This window comes from Streptomyces luteireticuli, assembly GCF_041519305.1.
GTDB lineage: Bacteria > Actinomycetota > Actinomycetes > Streptomycetales > Streptomycetaceae > Streptomyces > Streptomyces luteireticuli.
On sequence record NZ_CP167927.1, the window covers coordinates 3916504 to 3938635 of the forward strand.

Consider the following 22132-nt stretch of genomic DNA (forward strand, 5'->3'; position numbering starts at 1 on the left):
TCACCACCGGCGGCGTCCGCCGCGGGCCCCGGAACCCCCTTGCCTCAGCGAGGACTCCCATGCTAACGGCCGTCGCGGGTGTCCCATTCCACGACCGGTGAGTCCCGCGTCACTTGGAGGTTCCTCCACAGATCCCGTCCGTCACTGTTCGGCCAGGGCCCTCAGTCTGCTGAGCGCCCGGTGCTGGGCGACCCGTACGGCGCCCGGCGACATCCCCAGCATCTGCCCGGTCTCCTCGGCGGTCAGCCCCACGGCGACCCTGAGCAGCACCAGCTCGCGCTGGTTCTCCGGGAGGTTGGCGAGCAGCTTCTTGGCCCACTCCGCGTCGCTGCTGAGCAGCGCCCGCTCCTCGGGGCCGAGCGAGTCGTCGGGCTGCTCCGGCATCTCGTCGGAGGGCACGGCGGTGCTGCCCGGGTGCCGCATGGCGGCCCGCTGGAGGTCGGCGACCTTGTGCGCGGCGATGGCCACGACGAACGCCTCGAAGGGCCGCCCGGTGTCCCGGTAGCGGGGCAGCGCGCAGAGCACGGCCAGACAGACCTCCTGGGCGAGGTCGTCCACGAAGTGCCGTGCGTCGCCCGGCAGTCGCGACAGCCGGGTGCGGCAGTAGCGCAGGGCCAGTGGGTGGACCAGGGCGAGCAGATCGTGGGTGGCGCCCCGGTCGCCCTCGACGGCGCGGGCGACGAGAGCGCCGATCTCCCCGGGTCCGGCGGCCACTGGGTGCCCCGGTGTCTCGTCGTCACGCATCGGTCCATGGTGCCTCGGCGTCCGACGATCCACGGCACCGCCTTCATAGTTGTGCGTCGAACCGTTACGCGTCGGTGTCCTCGCACTCACGTCTCGCGTCGCCCCCTTCCGGGTATACCCGCCCCGCGCCCACGACTCCGCCGATAGCTTGTGCCCGTGCCGTGCGGCGTGATGCCGTGCGGCAGCGAGCGGCGCCTGTCCGTCATGAGGTCTCTTCTGGCCGAGCGAGAAGGTCCGGCCTCTGGCGGGGAGGAGTCACATCTCAAGGATGCGGCATCCGTCGGGGTTTCGGCGCCAGACGTCCGCGCGGCCGCCGGTTGCCGGCGCGACCGGCGGGCGTCGGCGCGGTGGGGTCGCGGTGCGCATGCCCCTCCCCCGCGCCGGGGCGGCGCAGGGGGACTGCCCGGGTGGCCGCGTACCGCTGCCGCACCGCGCCACGCACCCGAGCGGCTAGCGGACCAGGCCCCAGCGGAAGCCGAGCGCCACCGCGTGCGCGCGGTCGGAGGCGCCCAGCTTCTTGAAGAGCCGCCGGGCGTGGGTCTTGACCGTGTCCTCGGAGAGGAAGAGCTCGCGGCCGATCTCGGCGTTGGACCGCCCGTGGCTCATGCCCTCCAGGACCTGGATCTCCCGGGCGGTGAGCGTGGGGGCGGCGCCCATCTCGGCCGAGCGCAGCCGGCGCGGGGCGAGCCGCCAGGTCGGGTCGGCGAGCGCCTGGGTCACGGTGGCCCGCAGCTCGGCGCGCGAGGCGTCCTTGTGCAGATAGCCGCGCGCCCCGGCGGCGACCGCGAGGGCCACGCCGTCCAGGTCCTCCGCCACCGTGAGCATGATGATGCGGGCGCCGGGGTCGGCGGACAGCAGCCGGCGGACGGTCTCGACGCCGCCCAGGCCGGGCATGCGGACGTCCATGAGAATCAGATCCGAACGATCGGCGCCCCAGCGGCGGAGGACTTCCTCGCCGTTGGCCGCCGTCGTCACGCGCTCGACGCCGGGCACGGTCGCCACCGCACGACGGAGCGCCTCTCGGGCAAGCGGGGAGTCGTCGCAGACGAGGACGGATGTCATGGCCGCCCTCCGCAGCTGATGCGCGTCACCTTGAGCCTCCAGGCTGGTACTGGTCGTCACCTGTGCGATGGGCGAGACACCTGCTCGGGCAGACCGCCGCGGACCGTCCCGGACACCTGACCGCACGCGCTCACCAACCGCCTCCGGCACTCTCAACGACGGTCACCCGAAAGAGTTACGGGCTCGGTCGGCCCCGTTCGGCACTCTACGTGAGGGCGCGGACACGGAGCAGGGCGCACGGGGGGCGCTCGTCAGATCGTTCGAGTCGTGCCCCATTTGCCCGCTTGGAGTCGTTTTTCTTCCCATTCAGTGGCAAGTGTGGCTAGATTCGCAATGAGTCATATTTTCATCTGCTCAGTTCGCATCGATTCACATCGAGGGGACGACCAGCAATGGCAGATTTCTCCCGGCTCCCCGGCCCCAACGCCGATCTGTGGGACTGGCAGCTGCTCGCCGCCTGCCGCGGGGTCGACAGCTCGCTCTTCTTCCACCCCGAGGGCGAGCGCGGCGCGGCCCGCAGCGCCCGCGAGACCTCGGCGAAGGAAGTGTGCATGCGCTGCCCGGTCCGCGCGGAGTGCGCGGCGCACGCGCTGGCGGTACGGGAGCCGTACGGCGTGTGGGGCGGACTCACCGAGGACGAGCGCGAGGAACTGATGGGACGCGCCCGGCACCGCTCCATCACCGCCTCGGGCAGCCCGATGAGCGCCTGACCCCGCCCGGGAGGATTCCCTCAGCGACGCGCGGCGGCCGTCAGATGGTCCAGCATCCGCGCGACGGCGGGCACGCGCGCCAGGTCGGGCAGGGTCAGGGCCACGATCTCGCGCTGCACCACGGGCTCGACCGGGACGGTCCGGGAGCCCTTGTGCCGGACGGACTCCACCGCGAGCTCCGGCATCACCGCCACCCCCAGACCCGCTCCCACCAGGCCGAAGACCGCCGGGTAGTCGTCCGTCGCAAAGTCGATCCGGGGGGTGAACCCGGCGTTCTCGCAGACCTCCACCAGATGCCGGCGGCAGCGCGGGCAGCCCGCGATCCAGGGCTCGTCGGCGAACTCCCCGATCGCCACCCGCTCCGCGTCGGCCAGCGGGTGCCCGTCGGGCACGACCCCCACCAGCCGGTCGGTCAGCAGCGGCCGCACCACCAGGTCGTCCCACTCGGCCGCCTGCTCCCCGCCGCGCACCTCGGGGTAGCGGAAGGCCAGCGCGATGTCGACGTCGCCGGCGCGCAGCATGCCCACCGCGCGCGGCGGTTCGGCCTCGACGAGGGAGACGAAGGTGCCGGGGTGGGCGGCCCGCATCTCGGCGAGGGCGGTGGGCACCAGCGTGGAGGAACCGCTGGAGAAGGAGACCAGCCGCACCCGGCCCGCACGGAGCCCGGCGATGGCGGCGATCTCCTCCTCGGCGGCGGTGAGCCCGGCGAGGATCCCGGCGGCGTGCCGGACGAGGGCCTGGCCGGCCTCGGTGAGCCGCATCTCACGGCCGGTGCGGATCAGCAGCGGGGTCCCGGCGGACTGCTCCAGGGCCTTCATCTGCTGGCTGACCGCCGGCTGGGTGCAGCCCAGTTCACGGGCGGCGGCCGAGAACGAACCGGTGCCGGCGACCGCGCGCAGCACTCTCAGATGGCGTGCCTCGATCATTCCTTGAGCATAAGACCCTCTTGGGGATGCCGGAAGCAAACCGTCTCGACGCTTTGAGCCGTTGCCGCCTACCCTCGTGCGATGCGCGTCCTCTCCGTGAACACCGGCCGGTCCACGACGGCCGCCGACCGCTCCGCCCCCGGCTCCGCCTTCGCCGGCGGGCTGGGCTCGGGCATCGACAAGCGTCCCGTGCGGGGCCCGGTCGCCGTGGCCGCCCCGGGCCCCAAGGGGGTGGCCGGCAGCGGACTGGCCGGGGACGCCATCGTCTCGCTCCGGCACCACGGCGGCGACGACCAGGCGGTCTACGCCTTCGCCCGCGAGGACCTCGACGGCTGGGAGCGGGCGCTGGGGCGGACGCTGCCGGACGGCTCGTTCGGCGAGAACCTCACCACCGCCGGGGTGGACGTGTCCGGCGCCCGGATCGGGGAGCGCTGGCGGGTGGGCGAGCGGCTGCTGCTGGAGGTGACCTCGCCGAGGATCCCCTGCCGGACGTTCGCCACCTGGCTGGGCGAGAACGGCTGGGTGCGGCGGTTCACCGAGACCGCGGCCCCGGGCGCGTACCTGCGGGTGCTGGAGCCCGGGGAGGTCCGTGCGGGTGATCCGGTGACCGTCGTCCACCGCCCCGGGCACGAGGTGTCGGTCTCCTTCGCCTTCCGGGCGAGGACGACGGAGCGGGCGCTGCTGCCCCGCGTCCTCGCGGCGGGTGACGCCCTGCACCCCGAACTCCTGCGCAAGGCCGAGGAGTCGGCGCGCTCCGCGGTTCCGGCCGGGGGTGCGGCCCGTAGCGAAGCCGCCCGGGAAACTCAGTAACGTTCCCTCATGACGACTGCACTGATCACGGGAGCGACGGCCGGCATCGGCGCGGCCTTCGCACGGCGGCTCGCCTCCGAAGGGCACAACCTGGTCCTCGTGGCCCGCGACGAGAAGCGGCTGAACGAGCAGGCGACCGAGCTCCACGACCGGCACCGGGTGGAGGCCGAGGTGCTGCGGGCCGACCTCGCGACCCAGGAGGGCATCGCCGCCGTCGAGTCCCGGCTCTCCGACCGTAAGCATCCGGTCGATCTGCTGGTCAACAACGCCGGGTTCGGCAACAAGGGCCGCTTCCTGGAGGTCCCCGTCCAGGACGAGCTCACCATGCTCACGGTGCACTGCGAGGCGGTGCTGCGGCTGACGATGGCCGCCGCCCGCGGGATGCGCGAGCGCCGGCGCGGCGGCGTGGTCAACGTGGCGTCGGTGGCCGCCTTCGTGCCGCGCGGCACCTACGGGGCGAGCAAGGCGTGGGTCGTGCAGTTCACCCAGGGCGCGGCACGGGACCTGGCGGGCAGTGGGGTGCGGCTGATGGCGCTGTGCCCGGGCTTCGTGCGCACCGAGTTCCACGAGCGGGCCGGGATGGGGACGGACAACATCCCGGGCTGGATGTGGCTGGACGCGGACCGGCTGGTGGACGCCGCGCTCAAGGACCTGGCGCGCGGCAAGTCCCTGTCGGTCCCGGACCCCCGGTACAAGGCGCTGACCGGGCTGTCGAAGTTCGTGCCGCGCGCGGCGCTGTCGCGGGTGTCGTCCACGACGGGCCGCAAGTACGGACCCAACTGAGGCCGGACACGCCGGAGGCCCGGCCCCCCTCGCGGGGTGCCGGGCCTCCTTCGGTTCCAGCGCGTGGTTCAGTGCGCGTGGCCGTGGCCGTGACCGGCCTCGGCGGGCTCCTCTTCCTTCTTCTCGACGACCAGGGTCTCGGTCGTGAGCAGCAGGGAGGCGATGGAGGCGGCGTTCTCCAGGGCGGAGCGGGTGACCTTGACCGGGTCGATGACGCCGGCCTTCACCAGGTCGCCGTACTCGCCGGTGGCGGCGTTGAAGCCCTGGCCCTTGTCGAGCTCGGCGACCTTGGAGGTGATGACGTAGCCCTCCAGGCCGGCGTTCTCGGCGATCCAGCGCAGCGGCTCGACGGCGGCGCGGCGGACGACCGCGACACCGGTTGCCTCGTCGCCCTCCTTGCCGAGGTTGCCGTCCAGCACCTTGACGGCGTGGACCAGCGCGGAGCCACCACCGGAGACGATGCCCTCCTCGACCGCGGCGCGGGTCGCGGAGATGGCGTCCTCCAGACGGTGCTTCTTCTCCTTGAGCTCGACCTCGGTGGCCGCGCCGACGCGGATGACGCACACGCCGCCGGCGAGCTTGGCGAGGCGCTCCTGGAGCTTCTCGCGGTCCCAGTCCGAGTCGGTGGTCTCGATCTCGGCCTTGATCTGGGCCACGCGGCCGGCGACCTCGGAGGAGTCGCCCTTGCCGTCGACGATGGTGGTGTCGTCCTTGGTGACGGTCACGCGGCGGGCGGAGCCCAGCACGTCCAGGCCGACCTGGTCGAGCTTGAGGCCGACCTCCTCGGCGATGACGGTGGCACCGGTGAGGGTGGCCATGTCGCCGAGCATCGCCTTGCGGCGGTCGCCGAAGCCCGGGGCCTTGACGGCCACGGCGTTGAAGGTGCCGCGGATCTTGTTGACGACGAGGGTGGAGAGCGCCTCGCCCTCGACGTCCTCGGCGATGATCAGCAGCGGCTTGGAGCCACCGGCCTGGATGATCTTCTCCAGCAGCGGGAGCAGGTCCTGGATGGCGCCGATCTTGCCCTGGTGGATCAGGATGTACGGGTCGTCGAGGACGGCCTCCATGCGCTCCTGGTCCGAGACCATGTACGGCGAGAGGTAACCCTTGTCGAAGGCCATGCCCTCGGTGAAGTCCAGCTCCAGGCCGAAGGTGTTGGACTCCTCGACGGTGATCACACCGTCCTTGCCGACCTTGTCCATCGCCTCGGCGATGAGCTCGCCGACCTGCTTGTCCTGGGCGGACAGGGCGGCGACGGCGGCGATGTCGCTCTTGTCGTCGATCGGCCGGGAGGTCGCGAGGAGCTCCTCGGAGACGGCCTTGACGGCGGCGTCGATGCCCTTCTTCAGGGAGGCCGGGGAGGCGCCGGCGGCGACGTTGCGCAGACCCTCGCGGACCAGCGCCTGGGCCAGCACGGTGGCGGTGGTGGTGCCGTCGCCCGCGATGTCGTTGGTCTTGGTCGCCACCTCCTTGACGAGCTGGGCGCCCAGGTTCTCGTATGCGTCCTCGAGCTCGACCTCGCGGGCGATGGTGACACCGTCGTTGGTGATGGTGGGAGCGCCGAACTTCTTGTCGATGACGACGTTGCGGCCCTTGGGGCCGATCGTCACCTTCACGGTGTCGGCAAGCTTGTTGACGCCGCGCTCAAGGGCGCGACGGGCGTCCTCGTCGAACTTCAGGGTCTTCGCCATGGGTTAAATCCTTCGCCGTGTCTCTCGGAACGAACTGCGCCCCGGCCGCCCGGTTGGTGGACGCGGGCACCCGGGGCGCAGCTCAAAAGCTTCGAAGTCTCGGAAGCCTGGGGTGAATTACTTCTCGATGATCGCGAGCACGTCGCGGGCCGAGAGGACGAGGTACTCGTCGCCGTTGTACTTCACCTCGGTGCCGCCGTACTTGCTGTAGAGCACGACGTCGCCGACCTTGACGTCGAGCGGCAGGCGCTCGCCGTTCTCGAAGCGGCCCGGGCCCACGGCGAGGACGGCGCCCTCCTGGGGCTTCTCCTTCGCGGTGTCCGGGATGACCAGGCCAGAGGCCGTGGTCTGCTCGGCGTCGAGCGGCTGGACCACAATGCGGTCCTCGAGCGGCTTGATGGCAACCTTGGAGCTGGTGGTCGTCACGATCCGACCTCCCCCTTCGGAGATCTCACGGGGTTAACTGTCTGAGGTGGCGACCAGGTCGATCCGTCGTCGCGGGTGCCGGACCTGCCCGTCGCTGTGTTTGGCACTCACCGGTGGAGAGTGCCAACGGAGCCGAGACTATGACGCGCTTAGCACTCGGTCAAGCGGAGTGCCAATTCCTCACCCGCGCGCGGCGCCCGCGCCGGGCGCCGTTCGGACGCCCGCCTCACACGTAGTCCTCCAGCCTGGCCACCGTGTAGCCCTGCCGCTGGATGCTCCGCAGCATGTTGGTGACCATGCGGGTCATCGTCGTGCCCTTGAGCTCGGCCGGGCCGCGGAAGTGGGCGAGCACGATGTCCCCGGGACGGAGCTTCCCCGCCTCGGCGTACCTCATGTCGTTGATCTGCATCGTGGCCTGCCAGAGCACGACGGCCTTGATCCCGCAGGAGCCGGCGGCGGCGAGCGTGGCGTCGTTGTAGTTGCCGTACGGCGGGCGGAACAGCTCCGGGCGCTTGCCGAACCGCTTCTTCAGGGTCTCCTGCTGGCCGCAGATCTCCCGCTTCTGCGCCTCGGGGGACAGGGTGCGCAGATTGGGGTGGGTGAGCGTGTGGTTGTGCACGCCGTTGCCCAGGGCGCGCAGGGTGTCGAAGTAGCCGTATCCGCGCCCGGCGCGAGCGGCGCTGTCGGTCAGGAACATGCTGAACGGCAGCTTGAGGTCCTTCGCCATCTCCAGGAACTTCGGATCCTTCTCGGCCCCGTCGTCGAAGGTCACGAAGACGACCTTGTCCTTGGTCGGCACCCGCCGGACGATCTGCGGCACACCGCCCCTGTGCCCCTCCGTGATCCGGTGCGCGGGCGGCGGCGGAGGCGGGGCGAGCGGCTTGTCCAGGCCCCAGCGGCGGTACGCGGCGGGGTCGGCGGACGGCGACTTCGCCGGCGCGGCGGACGACGGCGCGGCGGCCTTCTTCTCCTCCTTCGGTGCCGGGGACGGGTCCGAGCCTCCGGAGAGCAGCAGGGCGGCGGCGCAGCCGGCGAGAAGGGCACGTGCAGATCGGGTCACACCATCGATTGTCGTTCTTGCGTTCGACAGACGGGTGCACGGCTCCCGGCCCCGAGCCCGTCACCGAGAATGGAAGCGTGTCAGCACCCTCCTCCGACGTCACCGCCTTCACCGCCCTCCTCACCGACGAGGGCCGCCGCCTCCTCGACGGGCTGCGCGACCACGACCCCGCGCAGGAGCTGGCCGTCGCGACCCGGCTGCGCCGCGAGCACCCGGCCGGGCTGGTCTCCGCCGCGCTGGGCCAGGCGCGGCTGCGGCAGCGCGCGGTGGCGAAGTTCGGCGCCGAGGACGCGTACCGGATGTTCTTCACGCCCAACGGCGTGGAGCAGGCCACCCGCGCCTCCGTCGCCGCGTACCGCGCCGGGCGCTTCGCCGCGCTGGGCGTACGCCGCCTCGCCGACCTCTGCTGCGGCAACGGCGGCGACGCGATCGCCCTCGCCCGGGCGGGCATCGAGGTCCTGGCCGTCGACCGCGACCCGCTGACCTGCGAGGTGGCCCGCGCCAACGCGGCGGCGCTGGGCCTGTCCGAGCTGATCGAGGTGCGCTGCGCGGATGTGGCGGAGGTGGACACGGCCGGGTACGACGCGGTGTTCGTGGACCCGGCGCGCAGAGGGGGCCGGGGCCGGATCTTCGACCCCGAGGCGTACTCCCCGCCCCTCTCCTGGGCCGTCGGGGCGGCCCGCAAGGCCCCGTACGCCGCACTGAAGATCGCCCCCGGTGTCCCCCACGAGGCGCTCCCCGAGGACGCCGAGGCGGAGTGGATCTCCGACGGCGGCGATGTGAAGGAGGCCGTCCTGTGGTTCGGCACCTCCCCCGGCGCCCGCCGCGCGACCCTCCTCCCCGGCCCGCGCTCCCTCACCGGCGCCGGCCTCCCGGACCCGGCCGTCCGCCCCATGGGCCGCTACCTCTACGAGCCGGACGGCGCGGCGATCCGCGCCCACCTCGTCGCGGACGTGGCCCGGGAGGTGGACGGCGGGCTGATCGACGAGACGATCGCGTATGTGACCTCGGACGAGCTGCGCCCGACGGCGTACGCGGCGGCGTACGAGATCACGGACGTGCTGCCGTTCAATGTGAAGAAGCTCCGGGCGCTGGTGCGCGAGCGCGGCATCGGCGTCGCCGTCATCAAGAAGCGGGGCTCGGCGGTGGAGCCGGAGGAGCTGCGCAGGAAGCTGAAGCTCGAAGGGCCGGGCTCCTGTGTCATCGTCCTGACACGGGTCGCCGGCGCCCCGGCCATGCTGCTCGGGCAGCCGGTCACCCCAGCTCCGTGAGGTCCTCCGCGTAGATGGTGGCCAGCGGCTGCGGGCCCACGTACTGCTGGCAGTTGCAGCGCTCGCGCTCGTAGCCGACGGGCTTCTTGTCCGCGTCCCAGGCGACGGCCACCTGGACCGTCTCATGGCACTTGCCCTGTTTGTCATGCTTCGCCAGATGGTGGCCGCAGCCGCAGACCGGCTCCGGGGGCCTGCCCGCCGCCTCCAGGGCGACCCGCTCCTCGCGCTTGGCCTCGATCAGTTCGAGCTTGCGCTTGTGCCGTTTGCCGAGGGCCGCGCTGACCGAATCGCGGAAGCCCGCGGCGGCGCCCGCCAGCGGTCCTCCGAAGATCAAAGCCCACCACCACCAGTCCATGGCGGACACCCTCCCGTTGCTCCCCGTGTGGCGCGAACCATCAGGATAGGGCGTCGTCACACTGACGGACATGGACCAGGAACTCGTCCGGGCCGCGACCCGCACCGCGCGGCTCCACGCCCGCGGCCGCGAGCACTCCATGGCCGCCGCGGCCCGCACCGACGACGGCCGGATCGTCACCGGCCTGAACGTCCACCACTTCACCGGCGGCCCCTGCGCCGAGCTGGTCGTCATCGGCACCGCGGCCGCGCAGGGCGCGCGCTCGTTGCGCACGGTCGTGGCCGTGGGCGACGGCGGCCGCGGCGTCGTCCCGCCGTGCGGCCGCTGCCGCCAGGTGCTGCTGGACTACTACCCGGACGTCGAGGTGATCGTCGGCGAGGGCACGGCCCTGCGGGCCGTTCCCGTCGCCGAGTTGCTGCCCTGCAGCTACAACCCGCCCTGTCAGCCGGCGTCGTAGAGGTTCTTGCGGCTCAACTCGTGGACATGGTCGTGGTCGTGGCCGTGGCCATGGGAGTGCGCGTGCCCGTGGTCATGACCCGGCACGTGCGTGTCCGTCACCGGCAGCGAGGAGTCCGCCGACAGGTCCCACGCCGAGGCGCTGCGCCCGCGGGCCACCATCTCCGCGCCCAGCGCCGCCACCATCGCGCCGTTGTCCGTGCAGAGCTTGGGGCGCGGCACCCGCAGGGTGATGCCCGCGTCCTCGCAGCGGCGCTCGGCCATCGCCCGCAGGCGGGTGTTGGCGGCGACACCGCCGCCGATCATCAGGTGGTCCACGCCGTGGTCCTTGCAGGCGCGCACCGCCTTGCGGGTGAGCACGTCCACCACGGCCTCCTGGAAGGAGGCGGCGACGTCGGCGACGGGCACGTCCTCGCCCGCCGCCCGCTTCGCCTCGATCCAGCGGGCGACCGCGGTCTTCAGGCCGGAGAAGGAGAAGTCGTAGATCGGGTCCCGGGGGCCGGTCAGCCCGCGCGGGAACTTTATGGCCTCCGGGTCGCCCTCGCGCGCGTACCGGTCGATGACCGGGCCGCCGGGGAAGCCGAGGTTGAGGACGCGGGCGACCTTGTCGAACGCCTCGCCCGCCGCGTCGTCGATGGTCGAGCCCAGCGGCCGGACGTCGGCGGTGATGTCGGGCGCGAGCAGCAGCGAGGAGTGGCCGCCGGAGACCAGCAGGGCCATCGTCGGCTCGGGCAGCGCGCCGTGTTCGAGCTGGTCGACGCAGATGTGCGAGGCGAGGTGGTTCACGCCGTAGAGCGGCTTGCCCAGGGCGTACGCGAACGCCTTGGCCGCCGAGACGCCCACCAGCAGCGCGCCCGCGAGCCCCGGGCCCGCGGTGACCGCGATGCCGTCGAGGTCCTTGGCGCTGACGCCGGCCTCCTTCAGCGCGCGCTGGATGGTGGGGACCATCGCCTCCAGGTGCGCCCGGGAGGCGACCTCGGGGACCACGCCGCCGAAGCGCGCGTGCTCGTCGACGCTGGAGGCGATCGCGTCCGCGAGGAGGGTGTGGCCGCGGACGATGCCGACGCCGGTCTCGTCGCACGAGGTCTCGATGCCGAGGACGAGGGGTTCGTCAGCCTTGCGAGCCATGGGTCATTCCTTGCACAGCGGTTACGGGATCGGTGAGGCGCATGACGAGCGCGTCCACGTTGCCGGGCTGGTAGTAGCCGCGCCGGATGCCGACGGGCTCGAAGCCGAAGCGTTCGTAGAGGCGCTGTGCGCGGGTGTTGTCGACGCGGACCTCCAGGAGCACCTCGCGGCACTCGAAGTCGGTCGCGGCGGCGAGGAGTTCGCCGAGCAGCCGGGAGCCGAGGCCGGTGCTCCACTGGTCGAAGGCGACGGCGATGGTCTGCACGTCGCCGGTGCCGTCGACCGCGGCGAGGCCCGCGTAGCCGACGACGCGGCCGGCGGCCTCGGCGACGACGTAGCGGCGGGTGGCGCCCGCGCCCCGGGCGTGCGCCAGCTCGGACCAGAACAGGCCCTTGGACCAGGCGTCGTGCGGGAAGAGGGCGCGCTCCAGCTCCAGCACGGCGGGGATGTCCCACCAGCGCATCTCGCGGACGCGTACGTCTCTTGCCTCGGGGGCGCTCACTTCGGTGTGACCACCTTGTAGTTGGCCGGGACCTGGGCGTCCGGGCGGCGCAGGTACAGCGGCTGCGGCGGCAGGAACTCCCCGCCGGTACGGAGCCTTTCGGCGGCCAGGCAGGCGAGCGCGGCGGCGGACTGGTGCCGGGGCAGATCGGCGCGGACGTCGCTGAACGCGTCGGCGTAGAGGACGGCGCCGGCGCCGACGGCCGTCAGCCCGGCCAGCGGCTCGGTCAGGTCGCCGGGCCGGTCCACGGAGGGCTCGGTGACGCGGGTGCGGGCGTCCGCGTAGCGGGCCCAGTAGACCTCCTTGCGGCGCGCGTCCGTGGCGACCACGAACTCGCCGGTCAGCCCGGCCTGCCCGGCGGCGTAGGCGAGGCCGTCCAGCGTGCACAGGCCGTGGACGGGCACGTCCAGCGTGGCCGCGAAGGTCGCGGCGGTCACGATGCCGACGCGGAGGCCGGTGTACGGGCCGGGGCCGACGCCGACGACGACGCCGGTGAGTTCGTCGAGCGTACGGCCCGCCTCGCCCAGCACCCGGTCCACGGCGGGCAGCAGCAGTTCCCCGTGCCGGCGGGCGTCCACCTGGTTCGACTCGGCCACGACGGAGTCCCCGTCGTGGAGGGCTACGGTGACGGCGGGAGTGGCGGTATCAAGAGCGAGCAGCAGCACAATGACAAGCCTACGGCGCGCCGTGGGGCGGCCGGTGCGCGCGTAGGGTCCCGCGCGGGGGCCTCCGGGGGCGCGGCGGGAGCGCTTCCGGGTACTCGTCCAAGTGCTACGGTCAGCCGCACAGCCGTACGGAGGAGAGAGGGTACGCAGCGTGGCACGCAGCAGCTCGGGGGTCTTCGTGGCCGGGCTCACGGCGGCGGCACTGGCCGCGGTCGGTTACCTCGCGTACGAGGCGTCGGCGGCGCCCGACCGCCCGTCCCGCGGCCACCACGCGTCCGCCGCGCCGTCCGGTGCCGGCCCGGGCTCCGCGAAGGGCAAGGACGAGGCGAAGGGCGGCCCCGCGAAGGACGCGCCGCCCGCCGTGCCCGCGAACTCCGGCGACGGCAAGCGGGTCGTCTACTCGGTGGCCCAGAAGCGGGTGTGGCTGGTGGGCGCCGACGCGGCCTCCCCCCTCAAGACCTTCGAGGTCGCCCCGAGCACGGTGGACCCGAAGCCGGGGTCGTACGCGGTGACCTCGCGCGATCCGAACGGCACGGGCTCGGACGGGGTCCCGATCGAGCACATCGTGCGCTTCCACCGCGATGCCGCGGGTGTGGTCTTCGGCTTCAGCGCGGCCGTGGACGGCTCGTCGCCGGACCCGAAGCCGACGCAGAAGACGGGCGGCATCCGGGAGAAGCCCGCGGATGGGCGGGCGATGTGGGAATTCGCGGTGCGGGGCGCGAAGGTGGTCGTGGTTCCGTAGGGGTTTTTGCCCCGGTCCCGCCCTTTCACCGTTTCTTCCGGGCTCCGCCCGGACCTGCAACGCGGCTTCGCCGCGTTAGTCCTCAAACGCCGGACGGGCTGATTCAGCCCGTCCGGCGTTTGAGGACACCCGCGCGGAGCGCAAAGAAACGGTGAAAGGGCGGGACCGGGGCACAACCAAACGCCCACCGGCGTAAACCCGCCCCACCCCACCCCCGTCCCACGGACAGGTGGACTTCAGGCCGCGTCCCGCTCCGGCTCCGCCGGACCAGCCGGCTCGCGCCCGGGCGCCGACGGCGGAGTCGAGACCGCATCGGCCGCCGCACACGACGCGAGCAGATCGCGCATCGAGGGACGCTCCCCGGCCCCGGCCGCGGCGGAGGGCTCGGAGCGGTGATCCACGGCGGCGGCGGGACGCTGTTGGGCCGACATGAATGCCTCCTCGGGCAGAGCGGCCGGTCATGGTTAGGTAGACCTAACCAGGTCTCTCCCCTCCATGTCACCACGCCCGGCGTCAAGGACGCAACATGTTCCCGACACCCTGTCGGTTACTGATCGTGATTCCGGTTGACATCGCCCCGGCGACGTCCGACGTCAGCCCAGCGGACCGAGATCCGCCCCGGACCACCGCTGTCCCACACCGCTCACGGTCACCGTGCGGACGTCCTCGTCGGTGGGCACGCCCTCCGCTTCCGCTCCCACGGCACGCTCGATGACCACCCGCAGCCGGTCCTCGGACAGGTCCTCGACCTTGCCGTCGCCCCATTCGACGACGGTCACGGACTCGGGCAGCGAGACGTCCAGGTCCAGGTCCTCCATCTCGTCCAGCCCGCCGGACAGCCGGTAGGCGTCGACGTGGACGAGGGCCGGGCCGCCGGACAGCGACGGGTGCACCCGGGCGATCACGAACGTCGGCGAGGTGACGGCGCCGCGCACCCCGAGGCCCTCGCCGAGCCCGCGCGTCAGCGTCGTCTTGCCCGCGCCCAGCTCGCCGGAGAGCAGCACCAGGTCACCGGCGCGCAGCAGGCGGGCGAGTCTGCGGCCCAGCTCGCGCATGTCCTCGGAGGTCTTGACGGTGAGCGTGGCGGCGGCGGTGGACGCGTTCATACCGCCCGATGGTACGGGCCGTCCGGGAACGGCCTCAGGCGCGAGCCGTCTCCCGGGCCGCGGCCAGCAGCGCGGCGAGCCGCTCGCCGACGACGTCCGGCCGCTCCAGCATCACCAGATGCCCGGCACCGGGGACGACCACCAGCTCGGCCTCCGGCAGCTCCGCGGCGATCGCCTCGCTGTGCCCGCTCGGAGTGATCAGGTCCTTCTCGCCCGCCAGCACCAGCACCGGAAGCCCGCGGAAGGCCCGCAGCGCCGTCGCCTTCTCGTGCGCCACGAACGCCGGGTAGAACTCGGCGACCACGTCCACCGGCGTCGCCTCCAGCAGCCGCTCCGCGAAGCGGGCGACCGCGGGGTCCACGTCCCGGGAGCCGAACGAATAGCGCCGGTAGACGCCGGAGAGCAGGTCGGCGGCGGCCCGGCGGCTCTTCTCGACCAGCTCCGTCCGGTCCGTCATCAGCCGGAACGCGCCCGGCAGGACGCGCCGCACCACGCTCATCCCGGCGGCCGGCAGCCCGAAGGTCAGCTCGGTGAGCCTCCCCGACGACGTACCGACGAAGGCGGCCCCGGCCACGCGCTCCGCGATCGGCCCGGGGCACTGGTCGGCCAGGGCCATCTGCGTCATGCCGCCCATCGAGTGCCCCACCAGCACCAGCCGCCCCTCGGGAGCGGCGGCCCCGATCACCGCCGCGAGGTCGCGGCCCAGCAGGTCGATCGAGGGGGGCGCGGTACGGCCCCGGCCCGAACGGCCGTGGCTGCGCTGGTCCCAGTAGACGGCGCGGACACCGGCCTCCCGCAGGGCCGCGCGCTGGAAGTGCCAGGAGTCCTGGCTGAGGCAGTACCCGTGGCTGAGGACCACGGTCAGGTCGGACGGGCCGTCGTCCACCTCGTAGTACAGCTCGGTGCCGTCCTCCGCGACCGCCGTCCCCGGCGTGCCGCGCAGCGTCCCGTACGGGCCCGTCGCGTCCAGCGCGAGCCGGGCCCGGTGGCGCATGCCGCGCCCGACCGTGAGCCGCTCCACGGCGACGCCCGCCGCCGCCCCGGCGGCCAGGAGACCCACCGCGGCACCGGCGAGGCCCGCGCCGCGCAGCCGCCCCGACTCGGTCATGCCCCGGGGCCCTCCTCCTCGCCGACGTACACCCGGGGCACCCGCCCGGTGATGCGGGTGATCACCTCGTAGGCGATGGTCCCGGTCGCCTCCGCCCAGTCCTCGGCGGTCGGCTCGCCCCGGTCGCCGGGGCCGAAGAGCACCGCCTCGTCGCCGACGGCGGCCGCGTCGTCGCCCAGGTCCACCACGAACTGGTCCATCGCGACCCGGCCCGCCACCGTCCGCCGCTTCCCCGCGACCAGCACCTGTCCGGTGCCGGAGGCGGAGCGCGGGATGCCGTCGGCGTAGCCCAGCGGGACCAGCGCGAGCGTCGTCTCGGCGGGCGTCGTGTACAGGTGCCCGTACGAGACGCCGTGGCCGGCCGGCACCCGCTTCACCGACGCGAGGGACGCGCTCAGCGTCATCACCGGCCGCAGCCCCAGCTCGGCGGAGGTGCCGAGCTCCGGGCTCGGCGAGATCCCGTACATCGCGACCCCGGTCCGCACCAGGTCGAAGTGGGACTCCGGGAGGGTCAGGGTGGCCGGCGAGTTGGCGAGGTGCCGCACCTCCGGGGCCAGGCCCTGGGCCTCGGCGTACGCCACGGCGTCCCGGAAGACGGCCAGCTGCGCACGGATCGAGGGGTGCCCCGGCTCGTCCGCGCAGGCGAAGTGCGACCAGACGCCGGTGACGCGCAGGCTCCCGGCCTCCTCCGCCTCGCGGGCGGCGGCCACCAGCTTCTCCCAGTCGGCGGGCGCGCAGCCGTTGCGCCCCAGACCGGTGTCGATCTTGAGCTGGACGCGGGCGGGGCGGCCGGCGGCCCGGACCGCCGCCAGCACCTCCTCCAGGGCCCACAGCCCGCTCACCGAGATGTCGATGTCCGCCGCGACGGCCTCCCGGAACGGCCCGCCCGGCGTCCACAGCCAGCACAGCATCCGGCCGGTGTCCCCGGCGGCCCGCAGCGCCAGCGCCTCCTCCGGCGTGGCCGTGCCGACCCAGGCCGCACCGGCCTGCCGCGCCGCCCGGGCGCAGGGCACCGCCCCGTGCCCGTACGCGTCCGCCTTGACCACTGCCATCAGCTGCGCCCTGGGGGCACGGGCCCGCAGAGCACGCACATTGGCCCGGAGCGCGGCCAGATCGACCACGGCACGGGCGCGCATCGGTGTCTCGTTCATCCCCGCCAGTGTCTCAGGCCCGGGGGCCGGAGGTGCGGGCCCGGGGGCCACGGGGAGACTGGGAACCATGAGGACTGGTTTCAGCGTCGAGACCGTAAGGGCCGCCGAGCGCGCGCTCATGGCCGAACTCCCCGAGGGCGCCCTGATGCAGCGCGCCGCGGCCGGACTCGCCGCCGCCTGCGCCGGCCTGCTGGGCCGGGTGTACGGGGCGCGGGTCGCGCTCCTGGTCGGCAGCGGCGACAACGGCGGCGACGCCCTGTACGCCGGGGCGCGCCTGGCCCGGCGGGGCGCCGGTGTGACCGCGGTGCTGCTGGCGCCCGAGCGCACGCACACGGGCGGACTGCGCGCCCTGCGCGCGGCCGGCGGCCGCGCGGTGGAGGCCTCCGCGGGGGTACCGGCCGTCGAACGGGCCGACCTCGTCGTCGACGGCATCGTCGGCATCGGCGGCACGGGCGGCCTGCGCCCCGAGGCACTGCCGCTGGTCCACGCGGCGGAGGGCGCGCTCGTGGTCGCCGTGGACCTGCCGAGCGGGGTGGACGCGGACACGGGCGAGGTCCGGGGGGACGCGGTCCGGGCCGACGCGACGGCCACCTTCGGCGCGTACAAACCCGGTCTCCTCATCGACCCGGCGCGCGAGCACGCGGGCGCGCCCCACCTCGTCGACATCGGCCTGGCCCTCCCCGCCGCCCCCGACGTCGAGGCCCTCCAGCACGCCGACGTCGCCCGGCTGCTCCCCCGCCCCGCCGCGGAGAGCGACAAATACCGCCGCGGCGTCGTCGGCGTCGTCGCCGGCTCCGCCCGCTACCCCGGTGCGGCCGTCATGGCCGTCGCGGGCGCGCTGTACGGCGGCGCGGGCGCGGTCCGCTACGCGGGCCCCGCGGCGGACGCGGTGATCGCCCGCTTCCCCGAGACGCTGGTGACGGCCGGCCCCCCGGCCGCCGCCGGCCGCGTCCAGTCCTGGGTCGTGGGCCCCGGCCTCGGCGACGACCCCCAGGGCCGGCAGGCCCTGGCCGACGTCCTCGCCTCCGACGTCCCCGTCCTCGCCGACGCCGACGCCCTGCGTCTGCTCTCTCCCGAAGCGCTGTACGACCGCCGCGCGGAGACGGTCCTCACCCCCCACGCGGGCGAGGCGGCCGCCCTCCTCGGCCTCTCCCGCGAGGAGGTCGAGTCCTCCCGCCTCGCCTCGGCCCGCGCCCTCGCGTCCCGCTACGGCGTGACCGCGCTGCTGAAGGGCTCGACCACCCTCGTCGCCCCGCCGGCCGGCGGCCCCGTCCGCGTCAACCCCACCGGCACCGGCTGGCTGGCGACGGCCGGCAGCGGCGACGTCCTCAGCGGCCTGGCCGGCGCCCTGCTGGCGGCGGGCCTGCGGGGCGTGGACGCGGCATCGGTGGCGGCCTACCTCCACGGCCTGTCGGCCCGTGCGCTGGGGGCGGCGCCGTTGACGGCGATGGAGGTGGCGGGGGGGTTGCGGGGGGTGTGGCGGGACGTCTCGATCGGGTGATGTCCCGGCAGGAAGGGTACGGGTACGCACCCGTCCCCATACCCTGGGCAACATGACCGACGCCAACATCCGCATCCCGGCCGAAGCGCGTGATCGGCTCGCCGAAGTCGCCGCGGCCGAGGGCCTGTCGCTGCGCGCCTATCTCGCCAGGCTCGCGGACAGCCTCCTCACACCGGCCGAACGCGCCGAAAGGGCCGAACGAACCCGCCGCATGCTGCAGGCATGGAACGGCTACGACCCGAGCCCGGAGGAGGAAGCTCAGCTGGACGCCGAGCTGGACCGCCGCCTTGCCGAGGCGGCCCGGTGAGCGACCACGTCCACATCGTCCTCGACGAAACGGCGATGGTCGCCGCAGGCCAGGGCAACGCCATCACCTCCCGCCTGATCCACCGGGCCAACACCGAAGCCGACTGGTACCTGTACGCGCCGACGTGCGCCCTGGTGGAAGCCGATCGCACCCGCCCCGGCACAGCGGAGCACTTGGCCGCCCTGCCCGGCATCATCGTCCTCGACCTGGATCTGCCCGGAGCGTTGGCCGTCGCACGGGGAGACGCCTGGGCCGCGGCCCACACCCGGCACTCGGCGGAGCCGACCGCGGAACGCCCCGACGGCGCGTTCATCGCCACGGCCGCGCCGGGACATTGGACGGGGCATCCGGTGCGGGTGCTGGACGTCAGTCCCTGACCGAGATGCGGTGACGCCCCTCGACCACATACTGCCCGTTGCACAGCGGCCCGGCATGCTTGATGGACACGTCCACGTCCGCCAAGTCCCGCAGGAACGCAAGGTCGAGGGGCTCGGGGCTCTCGTTCTCGGTGAAGAGCTCGAGGAACCGGAGCCCGGGGTACGCCCGAGGAAGATGGTCCAGGTCATCCCACGTCCATGCGTACATCCTCCGCAGGACCAACCGCTCCACCTGGGGAACCGGAGTCATGCTGGCAAAGTTCCGGATTTCCTCGCCCCGGATCTCCACCTCGCACAGCAGGGGGAAAGTGACCAGACCGTCGCGGTCCAACCCTGGGGCCGTGAACGCCAAGGTACTGAGGGCGGGATGACACCGCAGACCGGCGAACCGGTCCTCGCAGGACGGCCCACTGCCAAGGAACAAGCTCTGCAGGCCTTCCGGCAGCAACACCATCCCTGCCGTGTCCGCTCCGGCCAAGGGCCGCCGCCAGTCGAGACGCAACGTATGAAGCTGCTTCATCCAGAAGAGCGCATTGTCCAAGTCCTCGGGCCGTACTCGCAGTTCGAGATCGAGCAGCCGCAACCCGTCCGGGTTCAGTGACCCCAGGCCCACCGCCCCCTCTGTGTCCGTAACCCGCAAGGACCGCAGCGGTGGGCAACCCTCCAACACCCGCAGGTCGACCGTCCCCGCATGTCCCTGAATCCGCAGATCCCGCAGCACCGGCGTCACCACCTCCCCCAACTCCCCCTCCGCGAACGTCCCCCGGCACCACACCTCCGGCCGCCCGCCCAGCCTCCTCAACGCCCTCAGCTGCGCACCGCTCTTCGCGACGAACGCCAGCCCGTCGTCGTACCGCAGCCGTCCGATCACCGCGTCCGCATAGTGATCCGTGTCGAACCGGTCCCAGGACCAGACCAGTTGGGCCCGCACCTCCCGCCAGGGATGCGTCGCGTACCGCGCCAGCAACGGAATCGCCCGATCGTCCCCCACCGCCGTCGCCGTGACGACCACCGCGTGCGCCACCTCGTCCGGCAGCCCCTCCGGCCCCGGCAGCAGGTCGAGCACCACCTCGCCCGCCTCCGCGAGCGCCTTCGCCGACGCCACGTCCCTCGGGGGGACGAGCTCGGCCGCGGCCCGCTCGACGCGGGTCCGTATCTCCGGGGCGACCTCGGTCGCATGCTCCAGGCAGACCGCGGCCAGCAGGTGCAGCCGACGGCGGTACGACGGCTCCGCCTCGCCGCGCGCCAGCAGCTTGTCCAGCAGTTCCGCCCGCGCCCGCGGCGCCGCGTGGCCGACCGCCATGCGCAGCACGTCCTCCCACTGGGGGTCGTGCGCGTTGTGGACCAGCAGGTCGAAGTCCCAGTCCTCCACCGCCGCCCGGGCGCCCAGGTAGTCCTGGAAGGTGCGGTGGACGAAGTCCAGCGTCCCGTCCGTCGGGCGGCGCAGCAGCCCGCTCCGCAGGACCAGGTGCTTCAGAATCTCCTCCGCGCCGCCCCGTGCCGCGACCGCCGGCATCGCCGGGAGCGCCCGCTCCAGGATCTCCACGGCCTTGTGCCACTCGATCTCCGAACGGCCGTTCCTGATCAGCCAGTAGGCGATCTTCTGGAGGAGGGCGAGCTGGGCCTGCTCCAGCTCCGGACCCTCGATCCCGACCACGATCTCCCGCTCCCGGTCCCGCCGGACGAGGAGCAGGTCGAGCGCCGCGCGGTACAACTCCATCCGGCCGTGCGGCAGACACCCCCGCCGGGCGCGGTTGAGCGCGCAGATCAGCGCGCACATCAGCGGATTGGTGGCCAGCCGCCCCAGATCCCGCTTCTGGACCACGGCCGCGCCCAGCACGTCCCGGAAGCCGCGCAGTTCCCCGTCCGCCGCGGCCCCCGCCGCCTCGTGCCAGCGGCCGATGAACGCCAGCACGTCCGACCGGCTCATCGGCAGCAGCTCCAGCTCCGTGAAACCCAGCTCCGAGAGCCGGCCCTCGCGGACCGCCGACGGACGGGTGGTGACCACGTACCGCGCGTCGGGGTACGCGTCGAGCAGGCCCTTGAGCCACTGCAGGGTGCGGCGGCGGTACGCCTCCGGAACCTCGTCCAGCCCGTCGATCAGCAGCAGGGCCGTGCCCTCGGCCAGCCGCCGGGTCACCCAGCCGCGCGCGCCGGGCAGCCCGGCCAGCGGCCCGGCGACCGTCGTCAGGAACTCCTCCGGGCCGGGGAGGATTCCGTCGCGCACCAGCGTCCGCAGCGGCAGGGTCAGCGGGAAGCAGCCGCTCAAATGACCGAGCCCCGGGGGTAATTCGCCCCTGGCCGCGACCGTGGCGAGCCACTGGAGCAGGGTGGTCTTGCCGGAGCCGGCCGCCCCCCGGAGCAGGACGCGCTTCTGCCCGGCGAGGGCCTCCTCGACCCGCCGCGGGGCGGGCCCCGGCCCCTCGCGGTCCCCGCCCACCAGCTCCAGGCTCAGATAGGCCGTGTCCAGCGGCCAGGTCTCGCCGCTGCCGTCCGAGAGCGTCAGCCCGATGATGGTCAGCTCACCGGCCCGCCGCACGGTGAACTCGCGCAACCGCCGCTCGAACTCCTCGGTTTCGAGCTGCCGCGCCGTGGCCAGCGACCGCGACTCCGGTCTGTGCCCGGCCAGCAGGCACTCCTTCAGAAACCCGAAGTCGGACCAGAGCGCGGCCGCCGGCGTCACCGTCAGCCGCCCGTGCCGCCAGCCGCCCGGGTCCGCGTCCACGACACCGGCCAGCAGCCCGTCCACGAAGACCGCCGCGCCGGACATCCCGGCCCACGGCGAACCGCCGTCGGCCGGCGGCTCGGGCGCGCCGCCCTCGCAGGCCAGGACGTACCGGCCGCCGAGCAGGCCGCTGCCCGGTTTGAGCGTGCCGACGAGCTGCTCGGTGTCCAGTTCCCCACACCCGTCGCGCTGCATCTGCGGATAGCCGATCGCCTGCGCCCCGGGCCAGGTCCGCAGGTCGTACGCCCGTCCCCAGACGAGCGGCTCGAACCCGTCCGCGGCCTCCTCCGGCACGACGCTCCGCTCCGCGAGGAGCAGCGCGGCGTCGCACCGCCGGTCGTCGTCGCGCGCCCACACCACCCGGCAGGGGACCGGCCCGGCCCCGCCGGGGACGATCACCCGGGGCGCGGCGCACTCCCCCACCACATGGGCGGCGGTGAGCACGACGTACGGCGTCAGCAGATAGCCGCTGCCCTGCCCGCTCCCGAAGACCGCCGCGATTCGTTCCTTCGCCGGGTGCACCGCG

The 22132-nt window shown here is 73.5% G+C and carries 24 protein-coding genes; 9 read left to right on the plus strand and 15 right to left on the minus strand.

What is annotated here, in order from left to right; genetic code table 11:
• Positions 1–141 precede the first annotated feature (141 nt).
• Both AB8735_RS17170 and AB8735_RS17175 read right to left on the minus strand, forming a co-directional pair.
• Complete coding sequence (locus AB8735_RS17170; protein ID WP_199892377.1) at positions 142–744, minus strand: sigma-70 family RNA polymerase sigma factor; 603 nt, start codon at positions 742–744, stop codon at positions 142–144.
• A gap of 450 nt (positions 745–1194) precedes the next feature.
• Positions 1195–1806, minus strand: coding sequence for a response regulator transcription factor (locus AB8735_RS17175; protein WP_003948568.1), 612 nt, complete (start codon positions 1804–1806; stop codon positions 1195–1197).
• Between the two features lie 392 nt (positions 1807–2198).
• Between AB8735_RS17175 and AB8735_RS17180 the strand changes: the two genes are divergently transcribed.
• Complete coding sequence (locus AB8735_RS17180; RefSeq protein ID WP_049718716.1) at positions 2199–2516, plus strand: WhiB family transcriptional regulator; 318 nt, start codon at positions 2199–2201, stop codon at positions 2514–2516.
• 20 nt (positions 2517–2536) lie between these two features.
• On the opposite strand, the gene AB8735_RS17185 is transcribed toward AB8735_RS17180, so the two are convergent.
• Positions 2537–3442 carry a LysR family transcriptional regulator gene (locus AB8735_RS17185; RefSeq protein ID WP_344030930.1) on the minus strand — a complete coding sequence of 302 codons (906 nt, stop codon included), beginning with the start codon at positions 3440–3442 and terminating at the stop codon, positions 2537–2539.
• Positions 3443–3523: 81 nt separating this feature from the next.
• Between AB8735_RS17185 and AB8735_RS17190 the strand changes: the two genes are divergently transcribed.
• Positions 3524–4252 carry an MOSC domain-containing protein gene (locus AB8735_RS17190; protein ID WP_344030932.1) on the plus strand — a complete coding sequence of 243 codons (729 nt, stop codon included), beginning with the start codon at positions 3524–3526 and terminating at the stop codon, positions 4250–4252.
• 9 nt (positions 4253–4261) lie between these two features.
• The gene (locus AB8735_RS17195) at positions 4262–5035 is read left to right on the plus strand and encodes an SDR family oxidoreductase (RefSeq protein ID WP_344030934.1); all 774 of its coding nucleotides are present in this window, start codon (positions 4262–4264) and stop codon (positions 5033–5035) included.
• Positions 5036–5103: 68 nt separating this feature from the next.
• Here the strand turns inward: AB8735_RS17195 and groL are convergent, their stop codons facing one another.
• The 3 genes from groL to AB8735_RS17210 form a co-directional block, all read right to left on the minus strand.
• Positions 5104–6726 (minus strand): chaperonin GroEL, encoded by a 1623-nt coding sequence (gene groL, locus AB8735_RS17200; protein WP_344030936.1) that lies wholly within the window; start codon positions 6724–6726, stop codon positions 5104–5106.
• Positions 6727–6843: 117 nt separating this feature from the next.
• The gene (gene groES / locus AB8735_RS17205; protein ID WP_066995800.1) at positions 6844–7152 is read right to left on the minus strand and encodes a co-chaperone GroES; all 309 of its coding nucleotides are present in this window, start codon (positions 7150–7152) and stop codon (positions 6844–6846) included.
• 226 nt (positions 7153–7378) lie between these two features.
• Entirely contained in the window at positions 7379–8212 is an 834-nt protein-coding gene (locus AB8735_RS17210; RefSeq protein ID WP_372408303.1) for a polysaccharide deacetylase family protein, read from the minus strand.
• Between the two features lie 77 nt (positions 8213–8289).
• Between AB8735_RS17210 and AB8735_RS17215 the strand changes: the two genes are divergently transcribed.
• Positions 8290–9483, plus strand: coding sequence for a methyltransferase domain-containing protein (locus AB8735_RS17215; protein ID WP_372408305.1), 1194 nt, complete (start codon positions 8290–8292; stop codon positions 9481–9483).
• On the opposite strand, the gene AB8735_RS17220 is transcribed toward AB8735_RS17215, so the two are convergent.
• Positions 9467–9838 carry a hypothetical protein gene (locus tag AB8735_RS17220; RefSeq protein ID WP_344031162.1) on the minus strand — a complete coding sequence of 124 codons (372 nt, stop codon included), beginning with the start codon at positions 9836–9838 and terminating at the stop codon, positions 9467–9469. The genes AB8735_RS17215 and AB8735_RS17220 overlap by 17 nt on opposite strands.
• A 70-nt stretch (positions 9839–9908) precedes the next feature.
• Between AB8735_RS17220 and AB8735_RS17225 the strand changes: the two genes are divergently transcribed.
• Positions 9909–10295, plus strand: coding sequence for a cytidine deaminase (locus AB8735_RS17225; RefSeq protein WP_344030943.1), 387 nt, complete (start codon positions 9909–9911; stop codon positions 10293–10295).
• Here AB8735_RS17225 and tsaD read toward each other — a convergent pair.
• From tsaD to tsaB, 3 genes are read right to left on the minus strand one after another with little or no spacing between them, the layout of a single operon-like run.
• The gene (gene tsaD, locus AB8735_RS17230) at positions 10280–11422 is read right to left on the minus strand and encodes a tRNA (adenosine(37)-N6)-threonylcarbamoyltransferase complex transferase subunit TsaD (RefSeq protein WP_344030945.1); all 1143 of its coding nucleotides are present in this window, start codon (positions 11420–11422) and stop codon (positions 10280–10282) included. The two genes, AB8735_RS17225 and tsaD, sit on opposite strands and share 16 nt — an antisense overlap.
• Complete coding sequence (gene rimI / locus AB8735_RS17235; protein ID WP_344031164.1) at positions 11406–11885, minus strand: ribosomal protein S18-alanine N-acetyltransferase; 480 nt, start codon at positions 11883–11885, stop codon at positions 11406–11408. Before rimI ends, tsaD begins: the two co-directional genes overlap by 17 nt.
• Before the next feature lie 35 nt (positions 11886–11920).
• The gene (gene tsaB / locus AB8735_RS17240) at positions 11921–12589 is read right to left on the minus strand and encodes a tRNA (adenosine(37)-N6)-threonylcarbamoyltransferase complex dimerization subunit type 1 TsaB (protein WP_372408306.1); all 669 of its coding nucleotides are present in this window, start codon (positions 12587–12589) and stop codon (positions 11921–11923) included.
• Between the two features lie 151 nt (positions 12590–12740).
• Between tsaB and AB8735_RS17245 the strand changes: the two genes are divergently transcribed.
• On the plus strand, positions 12741–13331 hold the full coding sequence (locus tag AB8735_RS17245) for a hypothetical protein (RefSeq protein WP_344030949.1): 591 nt from the start codon (positions 12741–12743) through the stop codon (positions 13329–13331).
• Positions 13332–13567: 236 nt separating this feature from the next.
• Here AB8735_RS17245 and AB8735_RS17250 read toward each other — a convergent pair whose 3' ends face one another.
• From AB8735_RS17250 to alr, 4 genes are all read right to left on the minus strand, one after another.
• On the minus strand, positions 13568–13762 hold the full coding sequence (locus AB8735_RS17250) for a hypothetical protein (RefSeq protein ID WP_372408307.1): 195 nt from the start codon (positions 13760–13762) through the stop codon (positions 13568–13570).
• 162 nt (positions 13763–13924) lie between these two features.
• Entirely contained in the window at positions 13925–14437 is a 513-nt protein-coding gene (gene tsaE, locus AB8735_RS17255; protein WP_344030953.1) for a tRNA (adenosine(37)-N6)-threonylcarbamoyltransferase complex ATPase subunit type 1 TsaE, read from the minus strand.
• Positions 14438–14471: 34 nt separating this feature from the next.
• Positions 14472–15545, minus strand: a complete 1074-nt coding sequence (locus tag AB8735_RS17260) for an alpha/beta hydrolase (RefSeq protein ID WP_344030955.1) — start codon at positions 15543–15545, stop codon at positions 14472–14474.
• The gene (gene alr, locus AB8735_RS17265; protein ID WP_372408308.1) at positions 15542–16696 is read right to left on the minus strand and encodes an alanine racemase; all 1155 of its coding nucleotides are present in this window, start codon (positions 16694–16696) and stop codon (positions 15542–15544) included. Before alr ends, AB8735_RS17260 begins: the two co-directional genes overlap by 4 nt.
• Positions 16697–16763: 67 nt before the next feature.
• On the opposite strand from alr, the gene AB8735_RS17270 reads away from it, so the two are divergent.
• The 3 genes from AB8735_RS17270 to AB8735_RS17280 are packed head-to-tail and all read left to right on the plus strand — an operon-like array spanning position 16764 to position 18881.
• A complete protein-coding gene (locus AB8735_RS17270; RefSeq protein WP_372408309.1) occupies positions 16764–18197 on the plus strand; it encodes an NAD(P)H-hydrate dehydratase in 1434 nt (477 codons plus the stop codon).
• Positions 18198–18249: 52 nt separating this feature from the next.
• Positions 18250–18504 carry an Arc family DNA-binding protein gene (locus AB8735_RS17275; RefSeq protein WP_372408310.1) on the plus strand — a complete coding sequence of 85 codons (255 nt, stop codon included), beginning with the start codon at positions 18250–18252 and terminating at the stop codon, positions 18502–18504.
• A complete protein-coding gene (locus AB8735_RS17280; protein WP_372408311.1) occupies positions 18501–18881 on the plus strand; it encodes a hypothetical protein in 381 nt (126 codons plus the stop codon). Before AB8735_RS17275 ends, AB8735_RS17280 begins: the two co-directional genes overlap by 4 nt.
• Here the strand turns inward: AB8735_RS17280 and AB8735_RS17285 are convergent.
• Entirely contained in the window at positions 18871–22128 is a 3258-nt protein-coding gene (locus AB8735_RS17285; protein ID WP_372408312.1) for an NACHT domain-containing protein, read from the minus strand. The two genes, AB8735_RS17280 and AB8735_RS17285, sit on opposite strands and share 11 nt — an antisense overlap.
• Positions 22129–22132: the final 4 nt, after the last annotated feature.

Coding starts and splice junctions, on each gene's coding strand:
- AB8735_RS17170 (WP_199892377.1), bottom strand. CDS start 744: ATGCGTGACGACGAGACACCGGGGCACCCAGTGGCCGCCGGACCCGGG.
- AB8735_RS17175 (WP_003948568.1), bottom strand. CDS start 1,806: ATGACATCCGTCCTCGTCTGCGACGACTCCCCGCTTGCCCGAGAGGCG.
- AB8735_RS17180 (WP_049718716.1), top strand. CDS start 2,199: ATGGCAGATTTCTCCCGGCTCCCCGGCCCCAACGCCGATCTGTGGGAC.
- AB8735_RS17185 (WP_344030930.1), bottom strand. CDS start 3,442: ATGATCGAGGCACGCCATCTGAGAGTGCTGCGCGCGGTCGCCGGCACC.
- AB8735_RS17190 (WP_344030932.1), top strand. CDS start 3,524: ATGCGCGTCCTCTCCGTGAACACCGGCCGGTCCACGACGGCCGCCGAC.
- AB8735_RS17195 (WP_344030934.1), top strand. CDS start 4,262: ATGACGACTGCACTGATCACGGGAGCGACGGCCGGCATCGGCGCGGCC.
- groL (WP_344030936.1), bottom strand. CDS start 6,726: ATGGCGAAGACCCTGAAGTTCGACGAGGACGCCCGTCGCGCCCTTGAG.
- AB8735_RS17220 (WP_344031162.1), bottom strand. CDS start 9,838: ATGGACTGGTGGTGGTGGGCTTTGATCTTCGGAGGACCGCTGGCGGGC.
- AB8735_RS17225 (WP_344030943.1), top strand. CDS start 9,909: ATGGACCAGGAACTCGTCCGGGCCGCGACCCGCACCGCGCGGCTCCAC.
- tsaD (WP_344030945.1), bottom strand. CDS start 11,422: ATGGCTCGCAAGGCTGACGAACCCCTCGTCCTCGGCATCGAGACCTCG.
- rimI (WP_344031164.1), bottom strand. CDS start 11,885: ATGCGCTGGTGGGACATCCCCGCCGTGCTGGAGCTGGAGCGCGCCCTC.
- AB8735_RS17250 (WP_372408307.1), bottom strand. CDS start 13,762: ATGTCGGCCCAACAGCGTCCCGCCGCCGCCGTGGATCACCGCTCCGAG.
- tsaE (WP_344030953.1), bottom strand. CDS start 14,437: ATGAACGCGTCCACCGCCGCCGCCACGCTCACCGTCAAGACCTCCGAG.
- AB8735_RS17260 (WP_344030955.1), bottom strand. CDS start 15,545: ATGACCGAGTCGGGGCGGCTGCGCGGCGCGGGCCTCGCCGGTGCCGCG.
- alr (WP_372408308.1), bottom strand. CDS start 16,696: ATGAACGAGACACCGATGCGCGCCCGTGCCGTGGTCGATCTGGCCGCG.
- AB8735_RS17270 (WP_372408309.1), top strand. CDS start 16,764: ATGAGGACTGGTTTCAGCGTCGAGACCGTAAGGGCCGCCGAGCGCGCG.
- AB8735_RS17275 (WP_372408310.1), top strand. CDS start 18,250: ATGACCGACGCCAACATCCGCATCCCGGCCGAAGCGCGTGATCGGCTC.